Raw genomic sequence first — 19,003 nt, 5'->3', positions numbered from 1 at the left:
TCCATCACTCCTTGTGCACAATTTACTGCTCATGAATACTTTATCAATGTGAGGATTCGAATTATACTTTCAAGCTTCAAGTTATTCCCTGTTTTTCTCTATTAGTAAATCAGTTACCGATCGGGCAAATTGCAAACTTTGTTGAAAGACCGCTTCTTGCTCCGGCTCCTGGAACAAATCGTGGTAACAAAAATCCCATTCCTTAAAATGGAATTCCGACAACTTTTGCTGATGCAACCAACTTCTGCTGGCGGACGATTTAGTGATCAAATCCCGCTTGCCGATATGGAGCATCAACGGAATGTCCGGTATACGCGTTTGTGCAGCTAGCTCCATATAACTTTGCAATTGTTTCCACCAAGCAGGCGTGCTGACTGAATTTATCGCTGTGCTCGCTTGGTGCCCGTCCTGGAATTTACGGCGCGTCAAATAGCTGAGCTCAAGGCCATGGTCGACTGTGCGTTTTCTTGTCAGCTTGCTGATTCCAGAAAATGCGAGTGATTGCTTTATTGGCATTTTCTTCAATTCGAACCACGGAGATGTCAAAATAGCCGCAGACACCGGATGGCGATTAGCGACTAGTGCCTGAATGGCTATGGCTGCCCCTAATCCGTGGCCAACCAACACAATCGGCAAGGAACTTTCAGCCGCTAAGCGCAGCAATTCGGCAGCCATTTTATCATATTCAAAAAAGTGCTCCCTATGCACTCCATCTTGCGCAGCATGTATACCATGACCCGGCAAATCTCCCATATAGACATCAAAACCACTCGTTCGCCATTTCTCGATTTGCCACGCATAGCGCCGGTGCTCTTCGTACGCACTATGGATCAATACCGCTACACCTCTTGCTTCCCCTTCCGCTTGCCATTTCCACATACCAGCGCCCCCTTAAGGCTTGTTCAATTGACCTTTTCGTTTGTTTTGATAGGATTAGAACTAATTACATCTTATCAATGATAAAGGAGCTTTGCCATGATTTATCCATATAAAGACAAATCACCAAAAATTGACAAAACGGTATTTATCGCGGATTATGCCACTGTGACAGGGGATGTGACGATCGGTGAGAACTCTTCTGTTTGGTTCAATACAGTCATCCGCGGCGATGTCGCACCGACCATCATCGGGAAAAACACCAATATCCAAGACTTGTCGATGCTTCATCAAAGCCCAAACAATCCACTCGTTTTGGAAGATGACGTAACAATCGGCCATCAAGTGACGCTCCACAGCTGCACAGTCAAAAAAGGCGCTCTCGTCGGCATGGGGTCGGTCATTTTGGACGGTGCAGAAATCGGGGAAGGCGCATTTATCGGAGCTGGCAGCCTTGTCGCACAAGGCAAAAAGATACCGCCCGGTACACTCGCGTTTGGCCGGCCCGCCAAAGTGGTCCGGGAACTGAATGAGACGGACAAAAAGGACATGGAACGCATTGTCCGGGAGTACGCGGAAAAAGCCGCCTATTACAAATCGCTACAATAGAAAAAAGCAGGCGGATATTTTCCGCCTGCTTTTTCTTATGCGTTTGCCTGTTGTTTCAAAGCTTCCACTTTGTCAGTGCGTTCCCACGGAAGGTCAACATCGGTACGGCCGAAGTGGCCATAAGCCGCTGTCTGCTTGTAGATCGGGCGGCGCAGGTCAAGCATTTTGATGATTCCTGCCGGGCGCAAATCAAAGTTCGCACGTACAAGTTCAATCAATTTTTCCTCGCTCACTGTACCTGTCCCGAATGTGTCGACAGCAATCGATACAGGGTGTGCAACACCGATCGCGTATGCGAGCTGAACTTCGCACTTATCTGCGAGGCCTGCAGCGACAATGTTTTTTGCAACATAACGTGCAGCATATGCACCGGAACGGTCAACTTTCGTTGCGTCTTTCCCGGAGAATGCACCGCCGCCGTGTCTTGCATAGCCGCCGTAAGTATCCACAATGATTTTGCGGCCAGTAAGACCCGCATCCCCTTGTGGCCCGCCGATAACAAAGCGGCCTGTCGGGTTGATAAAGTATTTCGTCTCGGCATCCAAAAGCTCTGCCGGTACGACTTCATTGATGACGTATTCTTTCAAATTGCGCTGGATTTGCTCTAGGCTGACTTCAGGATGGTGCTGAGTGGAGATGACGATCGTATCCACACGCAGCGGTTTGTTGTTTTCATCGTATTCGATTGTAACTTGTGTTTTACCGTCCGGACGCAAGTATGGCAAAATTTCTTCCTTGCGCACTTCCGCCAAGCGGCGTGCGAGTTTATGCGCCAAGCTGATCGGCAACGGCATCAACTCTTCTGTTTCGTTTGAAGCATAGCCGAACATCAAGCCTTGATCGCCCGCACCGATTTCGTCCAATTCCTTGTCGGTCATCTGGCCTTCACGGGCTTCAAGCGCCACGTTGACGCCGGCAGCGATATCGGGTGACTGTTCATCGATCGCTGTCAAGACTGCGCTCGTCTCAGAGTCGAAACCGTATTTCGCACGCGTATAGCCGATTTCTTTCACGGTCTGGCGGACAACTTTCGGAATATCCACGTATGTGGAAGTAGTGATCTCACCCGCTACCAATACAAGTCCTGTTGTCACGGTCGTTTCGCACGCAACACGCGCATTTGGGTCTTCTGTTAGGATCGCATCCAAGATTGCGTCTGAAATTTGGTCGCAAATCTTATCGGGATGTCCTTCTGTTACTGATTCTGATGTGAATAATCGACGGTTTGTCAAAAAAAGCTCCTCCTTATATCCTGCGAGATTGCTCTCGAAATTGATACGGTACTCATTTTCCCATGTCAAGTCCGTTTCCATGAATGGAATTGAACTTCCAGCTTTTTCAGCCTGCACACGAGGATTAAGGGCATTCCATAAAAAAATCCCTTCGCTCATCTAATTCAATGAGGAAAGGAATAATCATCATAAGCACCTTTCACTCTTATCGTCCAAGGCTTTCACCTTGCTTCAGGTTGGGCACCATCGCTGCAAAAGCAGCAGGTTGCCGGGTTTCATTGGGCCTGCACCCTCCACCAGCTCGGAATAAGAGTATCCGTTCAATTTCCCATCTTACGGAATGCCGCAACTGCTGTCAACGATTTTAGAACAAACAATTGACAGACTTTTATATGTATCCATCTTTCTTCTATAAAAATATGCACAAATCACGAACATTGAAAGATTTATGGTTATTAGTATAGACTAATCATCTTAATGTGTTATACTAATGTTCGAATATACAACTACCCCATCTTTATGGGAATACACGAAAAGGCAGGTACCTATATATGACTTCAGTGAACTTTGCAAATGATTTGAAAGAGCTTTTGAGCGGCTCAAACATTAACATGCAGCTGTCCGTTCCACAATTGGTGGAAGCTGCAACATCCCGTGGAGAGGCTGTTTTGACACGCGAAGGCGCTGTAAAAGCTGAAACCGGAAAATACACCGGCCGTTCGCCTAAAGACAAGTATATGGTAGAAGAGGCGATTTCGAAAGACAAAATTGATTGGGGCAACGTCAACCGCCCGATCTCTTCTGAAATCTTTGAAAACCTATATGCTAAAGTCATTAATCATTTGAAGCAAAAAGATGCACTGTTTGTCTTCAAAGGCTTTGCTGGGGCAGACCCTGAGTCACGTCTTGCGATTCAAACAATCAATGAATACGCATGGCATAACCTTTTCGCACACCAATTGTTCATCCGCCCGACCGCTGAAGAATTGGCTGCACACGAACCTGAATTCACTGTTGTCTACGCTCCGAGTTTCCAAGCGGACCCGGCGGTTGATGGCACGGATTCTGAAACTTTTATTATCGTTTCGATGGAAAAGAAAATCATTTTGATCGGCGGCACTGAATACGCAGGCGAAATGAAGAAATCCATCTTCTCGATCATGAACTATATCCTTCCTGAACGCGGCATTTTGCCGATGCACTGTTCCGCAAACGTTGGACAAGACGGCGATGTCACATTATTCTTCGGCTTATCTGGTACAGGTAAAACAACTTTGTCAGCTGACGAAGATCGCAAGTTGATCGGTGACGATGAGCACGGCTGGTCCGATAACGGCGTTTTCAATATCGAAGGCGGCTGCTACGCCAAAACTATCAATTTGTCCCGTGAAAACGAACCGCAGATTTTCGATGCTATCCGCTTTGGTTCTGTACTCGAGAATGTAGTCGTTGATGAAGATACACGCATTCCGGATTACGACGACGGTTCATTGACTGAAAACACACGCGCCGCTTATCCGATTGAAGCGATCGATAATATCGTCACGCCGTCTGTAGCAGGCCACCCGAAAACGATCGTCTTCTTGACGGCCGATGCTTTCGGCGTATTGCCTCCAATCAGCAAATTGACAAAAGAACAGGCGATGTACCACTTCCTCAGCGGTTACACGTCTAAACTTGCCGGTACAGAGCGTGGCGTCACATCTCCGGAAGCAACATTCTCAACATGCTTCGGTTCGCCATTCTTGCCGCTTCATGCAACAGTCTACGCTGAAATGCTCGGCGATAAAATCGACGAGCACGGTGCAGATGTCTACCTGGTCAATACTGGCTGGACAGGCGGCGAATACGGAGTTGGAAACCGAATGAAATTGTCTTACACACGCACAATGGTGCGCGCAGCCATCCGCGGTGAACTTAAAGGAGCGGACATGGAACATGAGTCGGTATTCGGCTTGCACATGCCGAAAGAGATTCCTGGTGTTCCGACCGAAGTCTTGAACCCTCGTAATGCATGGGCTGACAAAGCAGCTTACGACACGAAAGCCCAGCAATTGGCGAAAAAGTTCAAAGACAATTTCGAGAAATTCGGAACAGTCGATCCTGCGGTCAGCGTTAAAGGCGGACCTACCCACAACTAATCAAATCAAAAAGACCGAAGAAAATGGAATCCATTTTCTTCGGTCTTTTTTAAATGGTAAGCTTGTCGTTTCTACATGGCACTTTTACTTCAGCTCTGTCATGATCAGTGACATCTGTTCTCCTGACGGGTCATCCATTCTGTCAAAGCTTCGACGGTTTGCCGGTTCTGTGCCGGCGGGAAAAAATGCGTATACTCCGGAAAATACCATGTCTCATAATGGTGACCATGGACTTTCAATCCTTCCTCCAACAAAAAAGCCTGTTGCGCCGATACATGTTGGTCCTTCAAGCCGTGGATAATCAGAAACGCGGCGTCGCTATCGCCCAGGTGCTTAAGTGGGTTGCGTTCTTCAAATGCGGCAAGCGCAGTGTTCGGTGTTCCCCCATATAGCCGTTTCATCATGCGGCGCATATCGAGCCGCTCTTTATAAGTCAACACCGTATCGGTCACCCCGGCCCACGTAACGACAGAACATATATCGCGCCGCAACACAGCCGTCCATATCGCCATGATGCCGCCTCTTGAAAAAGCCAATAAGTGAATCTGGCCATTCGTGAATTTCTTCAGCACATCGACTGCATGCACTGCGTCCCAACGGTCTTCCCCTGCAAACTGATCTTTGCCTTCGCCGCCGCGATTGCCTCGGTAATAAGGAGCAAACACCGTGAAGCCCTTTGCAGCAAATTGCGCAATCCTTGCCGGCCGCACCATCCCGATCGACTGGATGCCCCCGCGCAAATATAGAATTCCACTCCTTGTCGCTCCGGACTTGGGTTGGGCGAGCATTCCTTTAATTCTTAAACCCTCAGACCAATACGTCAGCTCATAGAGGCGGACATGCGGATTCGGGGACGGATACCGTCGCGAGCTTTCAATTTCTCCATTTTTCAAGCTAATTCACCTTCTTTAGTAGTTCCTCCATGCCCTTATCGCGCATGAGGAAGCTATAGCGCTCATCCATATCCAACTGCGAAACAAGGACAGGCCCATCCGTTTCCATCCGCACAACATCATCGATTTCCGTGATAACGGCCGTGTAGACAGTTTTACAAAAAGGCGCATCCGTATGGACCGTATATTCTGCAAGCCATTCGAACTGCTCTGCTTTGGCACCGGTTTCTTCGTAAAGTTCCCGCCGTGCAGCTTGTTCAAGCGTCTCGCCCGTTTCTGCTTTGCCGCCTGGAAATTCCAAGCCGCGTTCGCGATGTTTCGTCAGCAGCCAATCGCCTTGCCATTTCGCAATGATCAGGACGTGCTTGCTTTCAAACTGCGATTGCCCTTGTTCAAAAAACAAACGGCATGGATAGCCATTCAAATCCTTGTATTCCATAGAAAGTCCTCCCGGCTGTAGAAAAAAGCGCACAACCGGCAAACGGTCGTACGCCCCATTTCTTCTATTCTACTTCTTTTCGCCGAGAAATGCAGAGAGCATCCACGAATGCTTTTCCAAGTTTTGATGGATGGCATTCAACATATCTTCTGTCATGTCATCGCCATCCTGTGCAGCAAGTTCCATGCCTTTTTTCAAGGACTTCATGACTTTGTCGTAGTCAGACACTAATGTGTCGACCATTTCTTCCGCATTTTCACTGCTCGAAGCTTCCTCGACAACCGAAAGTTCCAATTGCTCTTTCATCGTGGCAACCGGTTTTCCACCTAGCGCAAGAAGGCGTTCTGCGATCTCATCCATATGCGCTGTCGCTTCATTATATAATTCTTCAAATTTCACATGCAATGTAAAGAATGACGGGCCTTTCACATACCAGTGAAAATTATGTAATTTTGTGTAGACTACTGACCACGTTGCAACTTGGACATTCAATTCTTCGTTTAGTTTTTCCGACACAATCGATCACTCTCCATTTTTTATTGATAAGTTCTTCTGCTTTATAAATACCTTTAAAAGCCCTACAATAAACATCAATGAAGCGTACACCAACAGAAAGAAGTGGAATTAACATGAAAACCGCATTAGTGAAGTTGTTTCGTTTTTACCAGCGTTTCATTTCTCCCTTGTCACCGCCGAGCTGCCGCTTCTACCCGACTTGCTCGCATTATGGCATTGAAGCAGTGGAAAAACACGGAGCGCTAAAAGGCGGCTTTCTCGCAATGCGCCGCATACTAAGCTGCCACCCATTCCATAAAGGTGGAGTGGATTTTGTCCCAGAAAAATGGCCACCTGAAAAATAGGCGGCTTTTTTTCTTGTGTTCAATGGAGTTGTATTGTATCATTCTAAGAGTCAACAAAACGTAATCATTACATTTTAAGAAAATACACAGAATTTACGGAGGAACATTATGAAACGACTAGTAACGATATTGAGTTTGGCATTAATTCTACTGCTCGCTGCATGCGGCAGCAGCGAGGAACCTGTAGCTGAAAATGATTCGGCGGATGAGACGGCGGAAGAAAAAATCGATGTTTATGCAACGGTTTATCCGCTCGTTTACTTTACAGAGCGCATCGGCGACGACCGCGTTGATGTTAAGTCGGTTTATCCACCAGGGGCTAATGAACATACCTTTGAACCGACACAAAAAGACATGATCGATATGGCCGATGCCGATTTATTGTTTTATGTCGGGCTTGGGCTTGAAGGTTTTATCGACAGCGCGCAGCAAACATTAAAAGATGAAAACCTCGAATTCGTTGCGACTGCAGATGCCATTACAGATGAGCAATTAGAAGCCGCAGCAGCCAGTGATGCTCATGGCCACGAGGAAGATGCACACGGGCATGGAGAAGACGAGGAACATGGACATGAAGAAGATGAAGAACACGCGCACGAGGAAGACGAACATGGCCACGAAGGGCACGACCACGGTTCTACCGATCCACACGTGTGGATTTCTCCAGTGCTGAGCCAGCAATTGGCAGCTTCAGTCCGCGACTCGTTGACAGAGGCTGACCCTGAAGGCGCTGAGCAGTTTGAGCAAAATTATGAAGAGCTCGTTGCTGAACTAGAAGCACTTGATGAGTCTTTCCAAAACTTGAATTCACAAGTCGAGCGCGACACATTCTTCGTCTCCCACTCTGCATTCGGTTATTTGTCTGCTCCATACGGCTTTAACCAAGTAGCAGTAGCCGGCTTGAACAGCCAAGACGAACCGTCGCAAAGAGAATTGACGGAAATTGTCGATATGGCGCGAGAACAGGACATCGAATACATCGTCTTCGAACAAAATGTCTCATCGAACTTGACCGAAGTTATCCAAAACGAAGTCGGCGCTGAAGCGATTGAGATGCATAACCTTGGCGTCTTGACCCAAGAAGATATTGATAACAACGAAACTTATTTCACATTAATGGAAAAAAACTTGCAAGCACTCCAAACGGTCTTGCAATAACAAAAACTCGCCGAATAACTCATTCGGCGAGTTTTTTCATAGTGTCAGCCGGTAACCGATTCCAGCGTCCTTGCTCAGCTTGATCTTTCCTTGCTCTACACGGATGCTTGGAGTGATGATGTCTTTTTTCCAAAAGTGGTCAGAAGCGGAAAAGTCCCCGGTCCATGTAATTTCCGGTAATGAAGCCAGTGCCAAATTATGCGCCTTCGATACACCGAACTCAATCATTCCCCCGACCCACATCCCCACTTGTTCCTGACGACAATACTCCACCACTTTCAAGGTTTCTGCCCAACCGCCGAGTCTCCCCATCTTTAACACAATGATGTCTCCCGCCTGTTGTTCCACCATATGCTTTACATCCTCAAGGCATGTAATGCTTTCATCGAGGCAGATCGGCGTTTGCATTGCTTTTCGTGCTTCGCGATGCAAATGCCATTCTTGATCGCCATATGGCTGCTCGATCAATGAAAAGCCTACACCGTCGAATAGCGTCAATTCTTTTTGAGCTCTTCCTGAAAAACTGCCATTGGCATCTGCGTAAAAAATGGTATCGGGAAAGTTCTTTACGGCATTTTCCAATAGCGCCACATCAGAAGCCGGCGAAATCTTGAGTTTGATGCGCCGGTAGCCATGTTCTACTGCCTGCTTGATATCTTTTTCGATATCGTTTTTATTCGCCGCGACGACTACGCCAGCCGGCACCAAGTCTGAAGTGCCGCCAATAAACTGATGAAGCGGCATTCCCGCGCGTTTTGCGAAGAGATCCCATACGGCCATTTCCACACCAGCTTTCGCCATATGGTTGCCTTTAACAGCAGAAAACGAGCTATCTGCATCTGCCGGTTCACTCAAGGGCTGGCCGATCAATAAAGGAGCAAGAACTTTCTCCATCACGTAGCGGCTGCCGACAACGGTCTCTTCTGTATACCAAGGCGTATCAAAGGCGACGCACTCGCCGTACCCTTCAAAGCCATCCGCATCCCGAAGCGTCACGATTGTCGCTTCACGCGCTTCGACTTGTTGCAGGACGGTGAGAAAGGGCTGCTTCAATGGCTTTTTGACTGGATGAAATTGAATAGCAGATATCGTTACAGCCATTTCTTCAATTCCCTTCTCAACAACTTATTGGATGCACTGCGCGGCAAGGACCCAACCACCCGGAAAGTTTTCGGCACTTTATAGCCCGCTAACTGCGAGCGGCAAAATGCAGGCAATTGTTCTGCCGTCTCGCCAGCATCCAATACGACAAATGCTGCAGGCACTTCCCCCCACCGGTCATCGGGCATGCCGCAAACCCCTGCTTCTCTCACTGCCGGATGCGCCATCAGGACTTTTTCGATCTCCGCCGGATAAACATTTTCGCCACCTGAAACGATCAAATCTGAACGCCTGTCAACTACAAACAAAAAGCCTTCCGCATCGAGATATCCAATATCTCCAGTCGCCAGCCAGCCATCGACTAGGACAGGGCGGTCTTTGAACTGTCCGATATAGCCAGGGGTCACTTGAGGTCCTCTGATGAGAATTTCCCCGTGTTCACCCGCTGCTTGTGCGCCATCAATTTTCACTTGATACAAAAACAATGGTTTGCCGGCAGAGCCCAGTTTTGTTTTTGCATCAGCCGTCTGCAATGTCGTCGTCTGAGAGGAGGTTTCCGTCATGCCGTATGTCTGCAGCACTTGAATGCCATGTGCTTCCGCACGCTGCAAATACGAGACCGGCACTGGCCCGCCGCCTGCAAGGATCTGCTTGAAGCGCGGAGACACTCGCAGTTCCCGTTGTTCGATTTCGCGCAGCACTTGCTCCAGCATGACGCCGACCATCGAACTATGCGTCACCTGCCCTTTGCTCAATTCATCAGCGCACACCGCCGCATCAAATTTTCCGTAAAGCCTGACACCCATGCCATAGACGAGTGAACGCATCAAAATCGAGAATCCGCTAATATGGAACAACGGCACTGTGCATAGCCAGACATCATCAGGAGAGACGCCGAGATTCAGCGCAGAAGACACCGCACTCGAAAAATGGTTTTCAGCTGTCTGCCTGACCCCTTTAGGATTTCCAGTCGTTCCCGATGTATACATAATCGAAATCGTCTGTTGTTTCGCCCATTCCGTCTTGAGTGGAAACACAGCAGGTTTAGCAAGTTTCAATTCATCGAAGGAAACCGGTTGGGCCCCAGCTACTTTCTCGATCAGTTCAGCGTCCGCAAACACGCGGTCCACCCCGGCATCTTCTAGTTGATACGCAAGCTCCGCTCCAGCCAATCGCTCATTGAGCATGACCATTTCACAGCCGATCTGCATGCATCCGTATATGACAAAAACGGCTTCAGCATTCGACTTGGACAATAGCGCCACGCGGGAATGCTGCGTGATGCCAAAATGTGCGAGCTTCCCCGCATAGTCGAGTGCAAGCTCATTTACTTCGCTGAAAGTCCATTCGTTCTTGCCGAAAGATAATGCCAATTGATTGCCCGTCAGGTAAGCACGTTGCGATAACCAATTCGGATAAGTCATATTCAAAATCCTTTCTTTTACGTCCAATTGATTAAAAAAAGCTGCCTCCGAAGAAGACAGCTCTTTTCAAACTTATATAATCAAGGGAAACGCGGGAATTGGCCGAAGTCCGGTTTGCGTTTTTCCTTGAACGCATCGCGGCCTTCTTTCGCTTCATCAGTAGTGTAATAAAGCAAAGTCGCATCTCCAGCCATTTGCTGAAGCCCAGCAAGGCCATCCGTATCCGCATTCATCGCCGCTTTGACGAAACGCAATGCCGTCGGGCTCATTTCAAGCATTTCTTCGCACCATTTCACGGTTTCGTCTTCCAATTGCTCGTAAGGCACTACTGTGTTGACAAGGCCCATATCAAGCGCTTCCTGTGCATCGTATTGACGGCACAAGTACCAGATTTCGCGTGCTTTCTTATGTCCGATAATACGTGCCAAATAGCCGGAGCCGTAGCCTGCATCAAATGAACCGACGCGCGGTCCTGTTTGGCCGAAGCGTGCGTTGTCTGCAGCAATCGTCAAATCACAAACAACGTGAAGCACGTGTCCGCCGCCAATTGCATATCCAGCAACCATTGCCACAACCGGTTTCGGAATAACACGGATCAAGCGCTGCAAGTCCAAGACGTTAAGGCGCGGAATTTCATCTTCACCTACGTAACCGCCATGTCCGCGAACGGATTGGTCGCCGCCTGAACAGAATGCTTTCTCGCCTTCGCCTGTCAGAACGATGACACCTACTTCAGCATTATCGCGCGCACGTGAAAATGCATCGATCAATTCGTGAACCGTTTTCGGGCGGAATGCATTGCGCACTTCCGGACGGTTGATGGTAATTTTAGCGATGCCGTTATGCGTTTCGTATTTGATGTCTTCATATGTACGTTCTGTAACCCATTGTCGAGTTGTCATATTAGTCCTCCTTGATAATTCCAATTAATAGTTCCTCTACCATTGTAGCAAATTCCACTGGTTTTTCCACATGAATCGCATGACCAGCTGAAATGATCCTGTGCTGCGAGTTCGGCAACATTTTATCCATCTCGCGGGCGATTGAACAGAATTTCGGATCCCCTTCCCCGGTTACAAGCAAAACAGGCATATTAAGCGTCGGCAGACAGTCCCAATAAGAACGCTGCGATCCGGTACCCATGCCGAGCAGGCTATTCGCCAACCCCAACGGTGATTGTGACAAGCGCTCAGTTCGCACTTCCTGCTTTACACTCTCACTCAATGACTTTTGGCTTTCAAACAACGGGATCCTCTCCCACTTCTCGACAAACCGTTCTATGCCCTGTTCACGAATATAGCTGGCAAGAGCAGCGTCGCTTTCCCTTCTTTTGCTCCGCTCCTGCTCGACGTATAGCCCTGGAGAAGCACTTTCTAACAGCAGGCATTGCACCCGCTCCGGATACTCACAAGCATAAGCAAGGGCAGTCCGCCCCCCCATCGAATAGCCGAGCAATGCAAATGCCGTCAACTGCAAAGCTTTAGAGATCGCTTCCAAATCTTCCAGTTGCTGATCCATGTGATAGCGCTCGGCTTCAAAAGGGCTCTCTGTCTTACCATGGCCGATCAAATCGATTGCCACCAGTTTGTATCCCTTCAGCTGTCGCATCACTCTGTTCCACGTCACAGTGCTGCCCGTGAAACCATGCAGCAGCACGATCACCGGCGCTTCGTCTTGCCCTATTATTTCAATATGATAAGAGACGCCGCGAACCGTCAATTCCATTTGTCAAGCTCCTCGTTCAACCGGTTCCACAATTTTCGGTGCGTAATGACATTGTGTGCACGGTCCGTTTTTACTTCGATGATGCGGACCGGCTTTTCTTTCCGGGTTCTAAGAGCCAGCTGCAGCTCTTCTACCGTATCCGCAAAGAAATATTCGGCATCGTACATCTCGGCTGCCGATTTAAAGCCGATGCCTGTCGGAGTGCCGAACAATTCTTCGTAATAACGTTCTTCTTGCGATTGCGGCAAATATGAAAAAATACCGCCTCCGTCGTTATTCATAACCACAATAGTCATATCGGCTGCTTGCAGCTTCGACGCAATCAGTCCATTTAAATCATGCAAAAGCGCCAAATCACCAATCAATAAAAAACCTGGCCGGCCTTTTGCAGCTTGGATTCCAAATGCCGTTGAAACGACACCATCGATGCCATTTGCGCCGCGATTGGCAAAAACCTGGACATCCCGCTCCGTCGCTTGAAAGTAAGTATCCGCATCACGAATCGGCATGCTGCTGCTGACGGTTAAATCGCAACCATCCAATTCTTCAAAAAAGGCTTTTGCCAATACTCCTTCATCGAGCTGCTGAGCGCAATGCTCCGCAATAGCCGAACGCGCAATCACTGATGCTTCCTTCCATAGGTTCAAATAGCGGCTATCCTTATATTCACTTAAATCGAGCTGCCATAATACGGAGGAATCTTGCTGGATATGATGTGTGACAGCCGATTGCGGATCACGCAGCATTGGGCTTTCATCGATGACAATATATCGCTTTGGCTTTCTTTTCGTAAGGAACAAGCTGAGCGGTTTTGACACAGGCTGAGGGCCGATCCTTACTACTACATCCGGTACACTGCGCTCTGAAAAGCTTTCATTTTTCAGCAAGGCGTCGTATGAATCGATAATCATTCCGTGCAGATCGGCCGGAACATTTGAGCGTAGATTTGATAACGGGTCCGCCAGTACCGGCCACCCAAGCTGCCGTATAAATTGCCACTGTCTGTCTGAAATAGGGCCAGTATGTTCCCCGGCAATCAACAGTCCGCGTCGCTGTTCGAGCGACTCCAATAGAAATGCCTGTGCCTCAGCCGATAGTTGTTGGCTGCTGGCAAAACGCGTCAATTCTCCTCGACTTTCGTAAGGCTGATCAAAATCAATGCCTAACGGTTCACGAAACGGCACATTTAAATGGATCGGTCCCTTAGGAGCTGTCTCTGCCACCGCTGCAGCTCTAGCCAAATGACGCGTCAAATAATCTAAGCGGTTGCCTTGTTCTGGCAGCGGCAGATCTGCCGACCATTTCACATGCGAACCGAATAGATTTATTTGATTGATTGCTTGTGGCGCACCGACTTCTCGCAATTCGTGAGGACGGTCCGCAGTTACAACGATCAGCGGCACGCGCGCATAGAACGCTTCGACAATCGCCGGGAAATAATTAGCAGCTGCCGTTCCGGATGTACAAACTAAAACAACGGGACTGTTTGTCGCTTTAGCCAATCCGAGCGCATAAAAGCCTGCTGAACGCTCATCGATTTGCCGGTAAGTTTCCATGCCTTCCTGTTTCATGAAAGCATAGGCTAGCGGTGTCGACCTAGATCCCGGGCTGATGACCGCTTTTTGGACACCAGCCTGTACAAGCGAATTCGTAAACGCAAAAACATATTCAGTTAAAAACTCACGATTCGTCATGAAGATTGCCTCCCAATACACGAAGCATCGGGCGGAATTTGACCCATGTCTCTTCATATTCAGCTTCTGGAGTCGAATCAGCTACAATGCCACCGCCGGCATACAAATATGCTTTATTGCCATCAATCAATGCAGAACGGATAGCTACTGCAAATTCCCCATCGCCTTTTGCATCGATCCAACCGATAGGCGATGCATAATAGCCGCGATTCATAGGCTCATAAGAACGAATCAAACTCAAAGCCTGTTGCTTCGGTTCACCACCAAGAGCTGGCGTCGGATGCAATGCTTCGACAAGATCCAATAGCGAGCTGCCACTTTTCAACTGCCCTTTGACAGGTGTATGAAGATGCTGGATATCGCGTATTTTCATCAATTTAGGAATAAGTGGAATTTGTGGGTTGGAACAATGTTCTTCGAAAACATCCCCAATCATCTGGACCACGTATTGATGCTCTGAACGGTTTTTCGCATCGTTCAGCAAAGCTTCTCCCAACGCCTCATCTTCTTCCACTGATTTTCCTCGAGGGGTCGAACCGGCCAAACATGTTGATAATGCTTTATTCGCTTCTACTTTGACTAGCCGCTCGGGTGTCGCACCAAAGAAAAATTGATCTTCTGCTTCCAAGCCAAACAAAAAGCTTTCCGGTTGCTCATTCGCTGCTTGAGACAAAGCAGCTGCTGCGGATAAAGACTCTTCAAATCGTAGCCTTAAAGCACGGGCGATAACAACTTTATCCACTTTTCCAGAACGAATCACTTCTGTCACTTTTTCGATCGAACGCATATAATCTTCTTTTTTCAATTCCTTTTTTTCCAATACACGTGGCTTCTTGTATTCTTTTGGCTCCGATACTTGTGCTCCATGGATTAGCCGATCACGTTCTTTTCGAAGCGCTTCAAACTCTGCGAAACTATTTGACTTGTTTGTAATCAGATGAATGCTGACATAAGCCTGCTCCCCTTTTACAATCAGCTGGAAAGTCGGCACAGCAAAATAAGCTTGTGGAAAGTTTCTCCATTCACTCGGCTCATTATTCAGCGGATCAAATGAAAAGCCTCCGAATAATACTGGCTGAACGGCTGTTTCCTCGTTAACCATTTGTGAACTCAACTCTTCCCAGTCTTTCTTTATGCTTTTATAGCGACCTACATGATCATTTGCTGTCAAAACATATGCATGTCCAAGTCCGACCATCGTAAAGGATTTTTCACGATTCTGCCAGAACATCCGCTTTCCTTCATATGATTCTTGACCAGCTTCAAAAAATGCGAGTGAGGACATGGTGGAAACTTCAATTGTTTCGGTATAAAAGCGATAGCCGCTAAAGCGGTTCGCTGCTACTTTTTCGGTTGATGAATACGATTGTGGATTCACCGGATTACCTCCGTTTACTACAGCTCAAACAGCTGTGATGCATTTTACTCTCTGCCTTCTATCATACCCTTTTCTCTGTAATTCAGCACAACATATGCTGTAAATATCTTCGTTTTGAAGTACAATATAGGTTGGAAAGAAATGAATAGGAGAGATACAAATGACACATTCTATACAAGCCGATAGCGGTTGGCGCGTCTGGTGGCAACTTACTCGCCCACATACATTGACTGCATCATTCGCACCGGTTTTCCTAGGAACCATGATCGCTATCCATTACAGCACTCTAAATTGGCCCTTGTTCCTCGCTATGCTAATTGCTAGTTTGCTAATACAGGCAGCGACTAATATGTTTAATGAATACTATGATTATGCACGCGGATTGGATACCGAGGAATCTGTCGGTATCGGCGGTGCAATCGTGCGCAACGGCGTTTCACCTAAAACCGTTTTAGCACTCGCATTCTTACTATATGCCATTTCTGCAGTACTTGGCCTTTATATTGCAGCAGCAACAAGTTGGTGGCTGCTGGCTGTTGGGGGAATTGGCATGCTAGTTGGATTTTTCTATACCGGCGGACCTTACCCGATTGCATACACGCCACTTGGAGAACTTTTCTCCGGACTGTTTATGGGCTTTTTGATTGTCATCGTTGCATTCTTTGTTCAAACGGGTACAATCACTCCTACTGCTATTATGTTGGCCATACCGAGCACGTTGCTAGTCGCTGCTATCATGATGGCTAATAATATTCGTGACATGGTCGGCGACAAAAAAAGCGGCAGACGCACATTAGCGATTCTAGCTGGAAGACCCGCAGCTGTTATGATATTCATGTGGTTCTTTATTTTGGCTTACGTATGGATTATTCTATTAGTAGTCTTTAGCATTGTTACACCTTGGGCTTTGTTGGTCCTTCTAAGCATAAAAAAACCAGCAAAAGTCATTATGACATTCAAGCGCTATACAGAGCCATTACAAGTAATGCCAGCAATGAAAGATACTGGCATTACCAATACTTTATTTAGTTTTCTACTAGCAATTGGACTGCTCGTCGATTATTTTTTATAATAAATCAAAAAAGCTGCTGGGCCTGGCCCTTGCAGCTTTTTTCTATTTAAACTGTTGAAACAATAAGATTTTCGGAGAGTTTTAAAAGTAAAGCATAGTATTATCAATGGATTTGCGATATATTGTATTTAATATATGAAGAAATGAGTGATGTCATGAAGCCAATCGTTTTAGGTATTTTCGCTGCCTTATTTTTTGCTGTAACGTTTGTTATAAATGCCCTAATGGAAGCGAGTGGAGGCCATTGGATCTGGAGTGCTTCTTTGCGCTATATCTTTATGATTCCATTTCTGCTCCTAATCGTTTATCTCCGCGGAAACCTATCTTTATTATTTAGAGAAATGGCAAACCATAAGAAACAGTGGCTCTTGTGGAGCTTTGTGGGATTCGGGCTTTTTTACGCTCCTTTATGTTTTGCAGCCGCTTATTCTCCAGGTTGGCTAATTGCCGGTACATGGCAAGTTACAATCATTGCAGGCACCTTAATCACTCCCCTATTTCTCATTAAAACAGTAACTCGCGACCAGGTAATTATTCAACGACAGCAACTCCCGTTAAAAGGTTTGATGTTTTCATTAATTATCCTTGCAGGTATAGCTTTGATCCAATTAGATCACTTAACGAATGTTTCTATAAGTACTCTGCTTTTCGGTCTGGCTCCTGTATTAATCGCTGCTTTTGCCTATCCACTTGGTAACCGTAAAATGATGGAGTTGTGTGAAGGACGCTTGGATGCATATCAACGCGTTCTTGGAATGACATTGGCTAGTCTTCCTCTATGGCTAGTTTTGTCTGTATACGCCTTAAGTACGGTTGGCGCTCCCTCAGTCACCCAAACTTATCAAACACTATTTGTTGCAATCAGCTCTGGAGTAATAGCGACTGTCCTTTTCTTTATGGCAACTGACATGGTTAGGGACAATATGCCAAAGCTTGCGGCTGTGGAAGCAACGCAATCACTAGAAGTTATTTTTGCTCTTATTGGAGAAATACTTTTTTTATCCATCGTATTCCCTTCGCCGCTTGCACTAGCTGGATTAGTATTGGTTATGGCTGGAATGGCTATACATAGCTTTGCTAATAAGAACTCAACGCAAATAAAGAACGAAAAAAGCGCCATGCATATAAATGCATGACGCTTTTTTTATGACCCCTACGGGATTCGAACCCGTGTTACCGCCGTGAAAGGGCGGTGTCTTAACCGCTTGACCAAGGGGCCTATTACTGGCGGAGAAGGAGGGATTTGAACCCTCGCGCCGGTGTTACCGACCTACACCCTTAGCAGGGGCGCCTCTTCAGCCACTTGAGTACTTCCCCAGTATGGCTCCGAAGGTAGGACTCGAACCTACGACCATCGCATTAACAGTGCGGTGCTCTACCACTGAGCTACTTCGGAACAATGGTGGGCCTAAGTGGACTCGAACCACCGACCTCACGCTTATCAGGCGTGCGCTCTAACCAGCTGAGCTATAGGCCCATTGGAGCGGGTGAAGGGAATCGAACCCTCATCATCAGCTTGGAAGGCTGAGGTTTTACCACTAAACTACACCCGCAAACATGGTGGGTCAGGACGGAATCGAACCGCCGACACTTAGAGCTTCAATCTAATGCTCTACCGACTGAGCTACTGACCCATATTTAATAAAAATGGCGGTCCCGACCGGGATCGAACCGGCGATCTCCTGCGTGACAGGCAGGCATGTTAACCGCTACACCACGGGACCATTTGGTTGCGGGGGCAGGATTTGAACCTGCGACCTTTGGGTTATGAGCCCAACGAGCTACCGAACTGCTCCACCCCGCGATAATTATATAGAAGAAAAATTGTCCACACATTTTTTAAAATATGGAGGAGGAAGAGGGATTCGAACCCCCGCGGGATTTGACTCCCCTGTCGGTTTTCAAGACCGATCCCTTCAGCCAGACTTGGGTATTCCTCCATGGCAATATATTAAATGGTGGACCTTGCAGGACTCGAACCTGCGACCGGACGGTTATGAGCCGTCTGCTCTAACCAACTGAGCTAAAGGTCCTAATAAAGTGGCGGCAGAGGGGATCGAACCCCCGACCTTACGGGTATGAACCGTACGCTCTAGCCAGCTGAGCTACGCCGCCAGGATCTTTAAGGTAAAATAGTTGGTGGAGCCTAGCGGGATCGAACCGCTGACCTCCTGCGTGCAAGGCAGGCGCTCTCCCAGCTGAGCTAAGGCCCCATAAAATGGTCGGGAAGACAGGATTCGAACCTGCGACCCCTTGGTCCCAAACCAAGTGCTCTACCAAGCTGAGCTACTTCCCGAACTAAAATGCTGAGTGTAAAAATATGGCGCGCCCGAGAGGACTCGAACCTCTAACCGCTTGATTCGTAGTCAAGTACTCTATCCAATTGAGCTACGGGCGCATA

Annotated in this window: 17 protein-coding genes, 14 tRNA genes and 1 riboswitch; of the genes, 6 read left to right on the top strand and 25 right to left on the bottom strand. The window is 47.6% G+C overall.

Features of this window, described 5'->3' with window-relative positions; genetic code table 11:
- Positions 1-81 precede the first annotated feature (81 nt).
- Positions 82-879 carry an alpha/beta hydrolase gene (locus ACFO5U_RS16455; RefSeq protein WP_377280173.1) on the bottom strand — a complete coding sequence of 266 codons (798 nt, stop codon included), beginning with the start codon at positions 877-879 and terminating at the stop codon, positions 82-84.
- 96 nt (positions 880-975) lie between these two features.
- Between ACFO5U_RS16455 and ACFO5U_RS16450 the strand changes: the two genes are divergently transcribed.
- A complete protein-coding gene (locus ACFO5U_RS16450; RefSeq protein WP_377280172.1) occupies positions 976-1,485 on the top strand; it encodes a gamma carbonic anhydrase in 510 nt (169 codons plus the stop codon).
- Between the two features lie 35 nt (positions 1,486-1,520).
- On the opposite strand, the gene metK is transcribed toward ACFO5U_RS16450, so the two are convergent.
- Entirely contained in the window at positions 1,521-2,717 is a 1,197-nt protein-coding gene (gene metK, locus ACFO5U_RS16445) for a methionine adenosyltransferase (protein ID WP_377280171.1), read from the bottom strand.
- Positions 2,718-2,919: 202 nt separating this feature from the next.
- Positions 2,920-3,030: riboswitch (SAM riboswitch) on the bottom strand.
- Positions 3,031-3,268: 238 nt separating this feature from the next.
- On the opposite strand from metK, the gene pckA reads away from it, so the two are divergent.
- Positions 3,269-4,858 carry a phosphoenolpyruvate carboxykinase (ATP) gene (gene pckA / locus ACFO5U_RS16440; protein ID WP_377280170.1) on the top strand — a complete coding sequence of 530 codons (1,590 nt, stop codon included), beginning with the start codon at positions 3,269-3,271 and terminating at the stop codon, positions 4,856-4,858.
- A 104-nt stretch (positions 4,859-4,962) separates the two neighbouring features.
- On the opposite strand, the gene ACFO5U_RS16435 is transcribed toward pckA, so the two are convergent.
- The 3 genes from ACFO5U_RS16435 to ACFO5U_RS16425 form a co-directional block, all read right to left on the bottom strand.
- The gene (locus tag ACFO5U_RS16435; RefSeq protein ID WP_377280169.1) at positions 4,963-5,751 is read right to left on the bottom strand and encodes an alpha/beta hydrolase family protein; all 789 of its coding nucleotides are present in this window, start codon (positions 5,749-5,751) and stop codon (positions 4,963-4,965) included.
- 1 nt (position 5,752) lies between these two features.
- Positions 5,753-6,190, bottom strand: a complete 438-nt coding sequence (locus tag ACFO5U_RS16430; protein ID WP_377280168.1) for an NUDIX domain-containing protein — start codon at positions 6,188-6,190, stop codon at positions 5,753-5,755.
- A 69-nt stretch (positions 6,191-6,259) separates the two neighbouring features.
- Positions 6,260-6,706: a Dps family protein gene (locus ACFO5U_RS16425; protein ID WP_377280167.1), complete on the bottom strand. Its 447-nt coding sequence runs from the start codon at positions 6,704-6,706 to the stop codon at positions 6,260-6,262.
- 113 nt (positions 6,707-6,819) lie between these two features.
- Between ACFO5U_RS16425 and yidD the strand changes: the two genes are divergently transcribed.
- Both yidD and ACFO5U_RS16415 read left to right on the top strand, forming a co-directional pair.
- Positions 6,820-7,050, top strand: coding sequence for a membrane protein insertion efficiency factor YidD (gene yidD / locus ACFO5U_RS16420; RefSeq protein ID WP_377280166.1), 231 nt, complete (start codon positions 6,820-6,822; stop codon positions 7,048-7,050).
- A 108-nt stretch (positions 7,051-7,158) separates the two neighbouring features.
- Entirely contained in the window at positions 7,159-8,208 is a 1,050-nt protein-coding gene (locus ACFO5U_RS16415) for a metal ABC transporter solute-binding protein, Zn/Mn family (RefSeq protein WP_377280165.1), read from the top strand.
- A 36-nt stretch (positions 8,209-8,244) separates the two neighbouring features.
- On the opposite strand, the gene menC is transcribed toward ACFO5U_RS16415, so the two are convergent.
- The 6 genes from menC to ACFO5U_RS16385 all read right to left on the bottom strand — a co-directional run bounded on the left by menC (position 8,245) and on the right by ACFO5U_RS16385 (position 15,530).
- Positions 8,245-9,309, bottom strand: a complete 1,065-nt coding sequence (gene menC, locus ACFO5U_RS16410; protein ID WP_377280164.1) for an o-succinylbenzoate synthase — start codon at positions 9,307-9,309, stop codon at positions 8,245-8,247.
- Positions 9,300-10,733, bottom strand: coding sequence for an o-succinylbenzoate--CoA ligase (locus ACFO5U_RS16405; RefSeq protein WP_377280163.1), 1,434 nt, complete (start codon positions 10,731-10,733; stop codon positions 9,300-9,302). Before ACFO5U_RS16405 ends, menC begins: the two co-directional genes overlap by 10 nt.
- A gap of 80 nt (positions 10,734-10,813) precedes the next feature.
- Positions 10,814-11,635, bottom strand: coding sequence for a 1,4-dihydroxy-2-naphthoyl-CoA synthase (gene menB, locus ACFO5U_RS16400; protein ID WP_377280162.1), 822 nt, complete (start codon positions 11,633-11,635; stop codon positions 10,814-10,816).
- Between the two features lies 1 nt (position 11,636).
- On the bottom strand, positions 11,637-12,458 hold the full coding sequence (gene menH / locus ACFO5U_RS16395) for a 2-succinyl-6-hydroxy-2,4-cyclohexadiene-1-carboxylate synthase (RefSeq protein ID WP_377280161.1): 822 nt from the start codon (positions 12,456-12,458) through the stop codon (positions 11,637-11,639).
- The gene (gene menD / locus ACFO5U_RS16390; protein WP_377280160.1) at positions 12,449-14,152 is read right to left on the bottom strand and encodes a 2-succinyl-5-enolpyruvyl-6-hydroxy-3-cyclohexene-1-carboxylic-acid synthase; all 1,704 of its coding nucleotides are present in this window, start codon (positions 14,150-14,152) and stop codon (positions 12,449-12,451) included. The genes menH and menD overlap by 10 nt, the downstream gene beginning before the upstream one ends.
- Positions 14,139-15,530: an isochorismate synthase gene (locus ACFO5U_RS16385; RefSeq protein ID WP_377280159.1), complete on the bottom strand. Its 1,392-nt coding sequence runs from the start codon at positions 15,528-15,530 to the stop codon at positions 14,139-14,141. The genes menD and ACFO5U_RS16385 overlap by 14 nt, the downstream gene beginning before the upstream one ends.
- Positions 15,531-15,690: 160 nt before the next feature.
- Here ACFO5U_RS16385 and ACFO5U_RS16380 point away from each other — a divergent pair, with 160 nt between their 5' ends.
- Together ACFO5U_RS16380 and ACFO5U_RS16375 are read left to right on the top strand one after the other, a co-directional pair.
- Complete coding sequence (locus tag ACFO5U_RS16380) at positions 15,691-16,602, top strand: 1,4-dihydroxy-2-naphthoate polyprenyltransferase (protein ID WP_377280158.1); 912 nt, start codon at positions 15,691-15,693, stop codon at positions 16,600-16,602.
- Positions 16,603-16,757: 155 nt separating this feature from the next.
- Positions 16,758-17,738 carry a DMT family transporter gene (locus tag ACFO5U_RS16375; protein WP_377280157.1) on the top strand — a complete coding sequence of 327 codons (981 nt, stop codon included), beginning with the start codon at positions 16,758-16,760 and terminating at the stop codon, positions 17,736-17,738.
- An 11-nt stretch (positions 17,739-17,749) separates the two neighbouring features.
- Here ACFO5U_RS16375 and ACFO5U_RS16370 read toward each other — a convergent pair.
- From ACFO5U_RS16370 to ACFO5U_RS16305, 14 genes are all read right to left on the bottom strand, one after another.
- A tRNA-Glu gene (locus ACFO5U_RS16370) sits at positions 17,750-17,821 on the bottom strand.
- 6 nt (positions 17,822-17,827) lie between these two features.
- A tRNA-Ser gene (locus tag ACFO5U_RS16365) sits at positions 17,828-17,919 on the bottom strand.
- 4 nt (positions 17,920-17,923) lie between these two features.
- Positions 17,924-17,998, bottom strand: a tRNA-Asn gene (locus ACFO5U_RS16360).
- Positions 17,999-18,002: 4 nt separating this feature from the next.
- Positions 18,003-18,079 (bottom strand) — tRNA-Ile (locus ACFO5U_RS16355).
- Between the two features lie 2 nt (positions 18,080-18,081).
- A tRNA-Gly gene (locus ACFO5U_RS16350) sits at positions 18,082-18,155 on the bottom strand.
- 5 nt (positions 18,156-18,160) lie between these two features.
- Positions 18,161-18,236: transfer RNA gene (locus ACFO5U_RS16345), tRNA-Phe, on the bottom strand.
- Between the two features lie 14 nt (positions 18,237-18,250).
- A tRNA-Asp gene (locus ACFO5U_RS16340) sits at positions 18,251-18,326 on the bottom strand.
- A 3-nt stretch (positions 18,327-18,329) separates the two neighbouring features.
- Positions 18,330-18,406 (bottom strand) — tRNA-Met (locus tag ACFO5U_RS16335).
- Between the two features lie 43 nt (positions 18,407-18,449).
- A tRNA-Ser gene (locus ACFO5U_RS16330) sits at positions 18,450-18,542 on the bottom strand.
- A gap of 16 nt (positions 18,543-18,558) precedes the next feature.
- Positions 18,559-18,635 (bottom strand) — tRNA-Ile (locus tag ACFO5U_RS16325).
- Between the two features lie 8 nt (positions 18,636-18,643).
- Positions 18,644-18,717: transfer RNA gene (locus ACFO5U_RS16320), tRNA-Met, on the bottom strand.
- A 22-nt stretch (positions 18,718-18,739) separates the two neighbouring features.
- Positions 18,740-18,815: transfer RNA gene (locus ACFO5U_RS16315), tRNA-Ala, on the bottom strand.
- Positions 18,816-18,821: 6 nt separating this feature from the next.
- Positions 18,822-18,898, bottom strand: a tRNA-Pro gene (locus tag ACFO5U_RS16310).
- A 25-nt stretch (positions 18,899-18,923) separates the two neighbouring features.
- Positions 18,924-19,000, bottom strand: a tRNA-Arg gene (locus ACFO5U_RS16305).
- Positions 19,001-19,003 lie beyond the last annotated feature (3 nt).

It is taken from the genome of Planococcus dechangensis, assembly GCF_042654465.1.
Classification (GTDB): domain Bacteria; phylum Bacillota; class Bacilli; order Bacillales_A; family Planococcaceae; genus Planococcus; species Planococcus dechangensis.
Note: the sequence above shows the minus strand (reverse complement) of the source record. Positions and strands in the feature narration are given on the sequence as shown.

What these genes read in the sequence shown, in the direction of transcription:
- ACFO5U_RS16455 (WP_377280173.1), bottom strand. Translation starts at nt 879, where the DNA reads ATGTGGAAATGGCAAGCGGAAGGGGAAGCAAGAGGTGTAGCGGTATTG.
- ACFO5U_RS16450 (WP_377280172.1), top strand. Translation starts at nt 976, where the DNA reads ATGATTTATCCATATAAAGACAAATCACCAAAAATTGACAAAACGGTA.
- pckA (WP_377280170.1), top strand. Translation starts at nt 3,269, where the DNA reads ATGACTTCAGTGAACTTTGCAAATGATTTGAAAGAGCTTTTGAGCGGC.
- ACFO5U_RS16430 (WP_377280168.1), bottom strand. Translation starts at nt 6,190, where the DNA reads ATGGAATACAAGGATTTGAATGGCTATCCATGCCGTTTGTTTTTTGAA.
- yidD (WP_377280166.1), top strand. Translation starts at nt 6,820, where the DNA reads ATGAAAACCGCATTAGTGAAGTTGTTTCGTTTTTACCAGCGTTTCATT.
- ACFO5U_RS16415 (WP_377280165.1), top strand. Translation starts at nt 7,159, where the DNA reads ATGAAACGACTAGTAACGATATTGAGTTTGGCATTAATTCTACTGCTC.
- menC (WP_377280164.1), bottom strand. Translation starts at nt 9,309, where the DNA reads ATGGCTGTAACGATATCTGCTATTCAATTTCATCCAGTCAAAAAGCCA.
- ACFO5U_RS16405 (WP_377280163.1), bottom strand. Translation starts at nt 10,733, where the DNA reads ATGACTTATCCGAATTGGTTATCGCAACGTGCTTACCTGACGGGCAAT.
- menB (WP_377280162.1), bottom strand. Translation starts at nt 11,635, where the DNA reads ATGACAACTCGACAATGGGTTACAGAACGTACATATGAAGACATCAAA.
- menH (WP_377280161.1), bottom strand. Translation starts at nt 12,458, where the DNA reads ATGGAATTGACGGTTCGCGGCGTCTCTTATCATATTGAAATAATAGGG.
- menD (WP_377280160.1), bottom strand. Translation starts at nt 14,152, where the DNA reads ATGACGAATCGTGAGTTTTTAACTGAATATGTTTTTGCGTTTACGAAT.
- ACFO5U_RS16380 (WP_377280158.1), top strand. Translation starts at nt 15,691, where the DNA reads ATGACACATTCTATACAAGCCGATAGCGGTTGGCGCGTCTGGTGGCAA.
- ACFO5U_RS16375 (WP_377280157.1), top strand. Translation starts at nt 16,758, where the DNA reads ATGAAGCCAATCGTTTTAGGTATTTTCGCTGCCTTATTTTTTGCTGTA.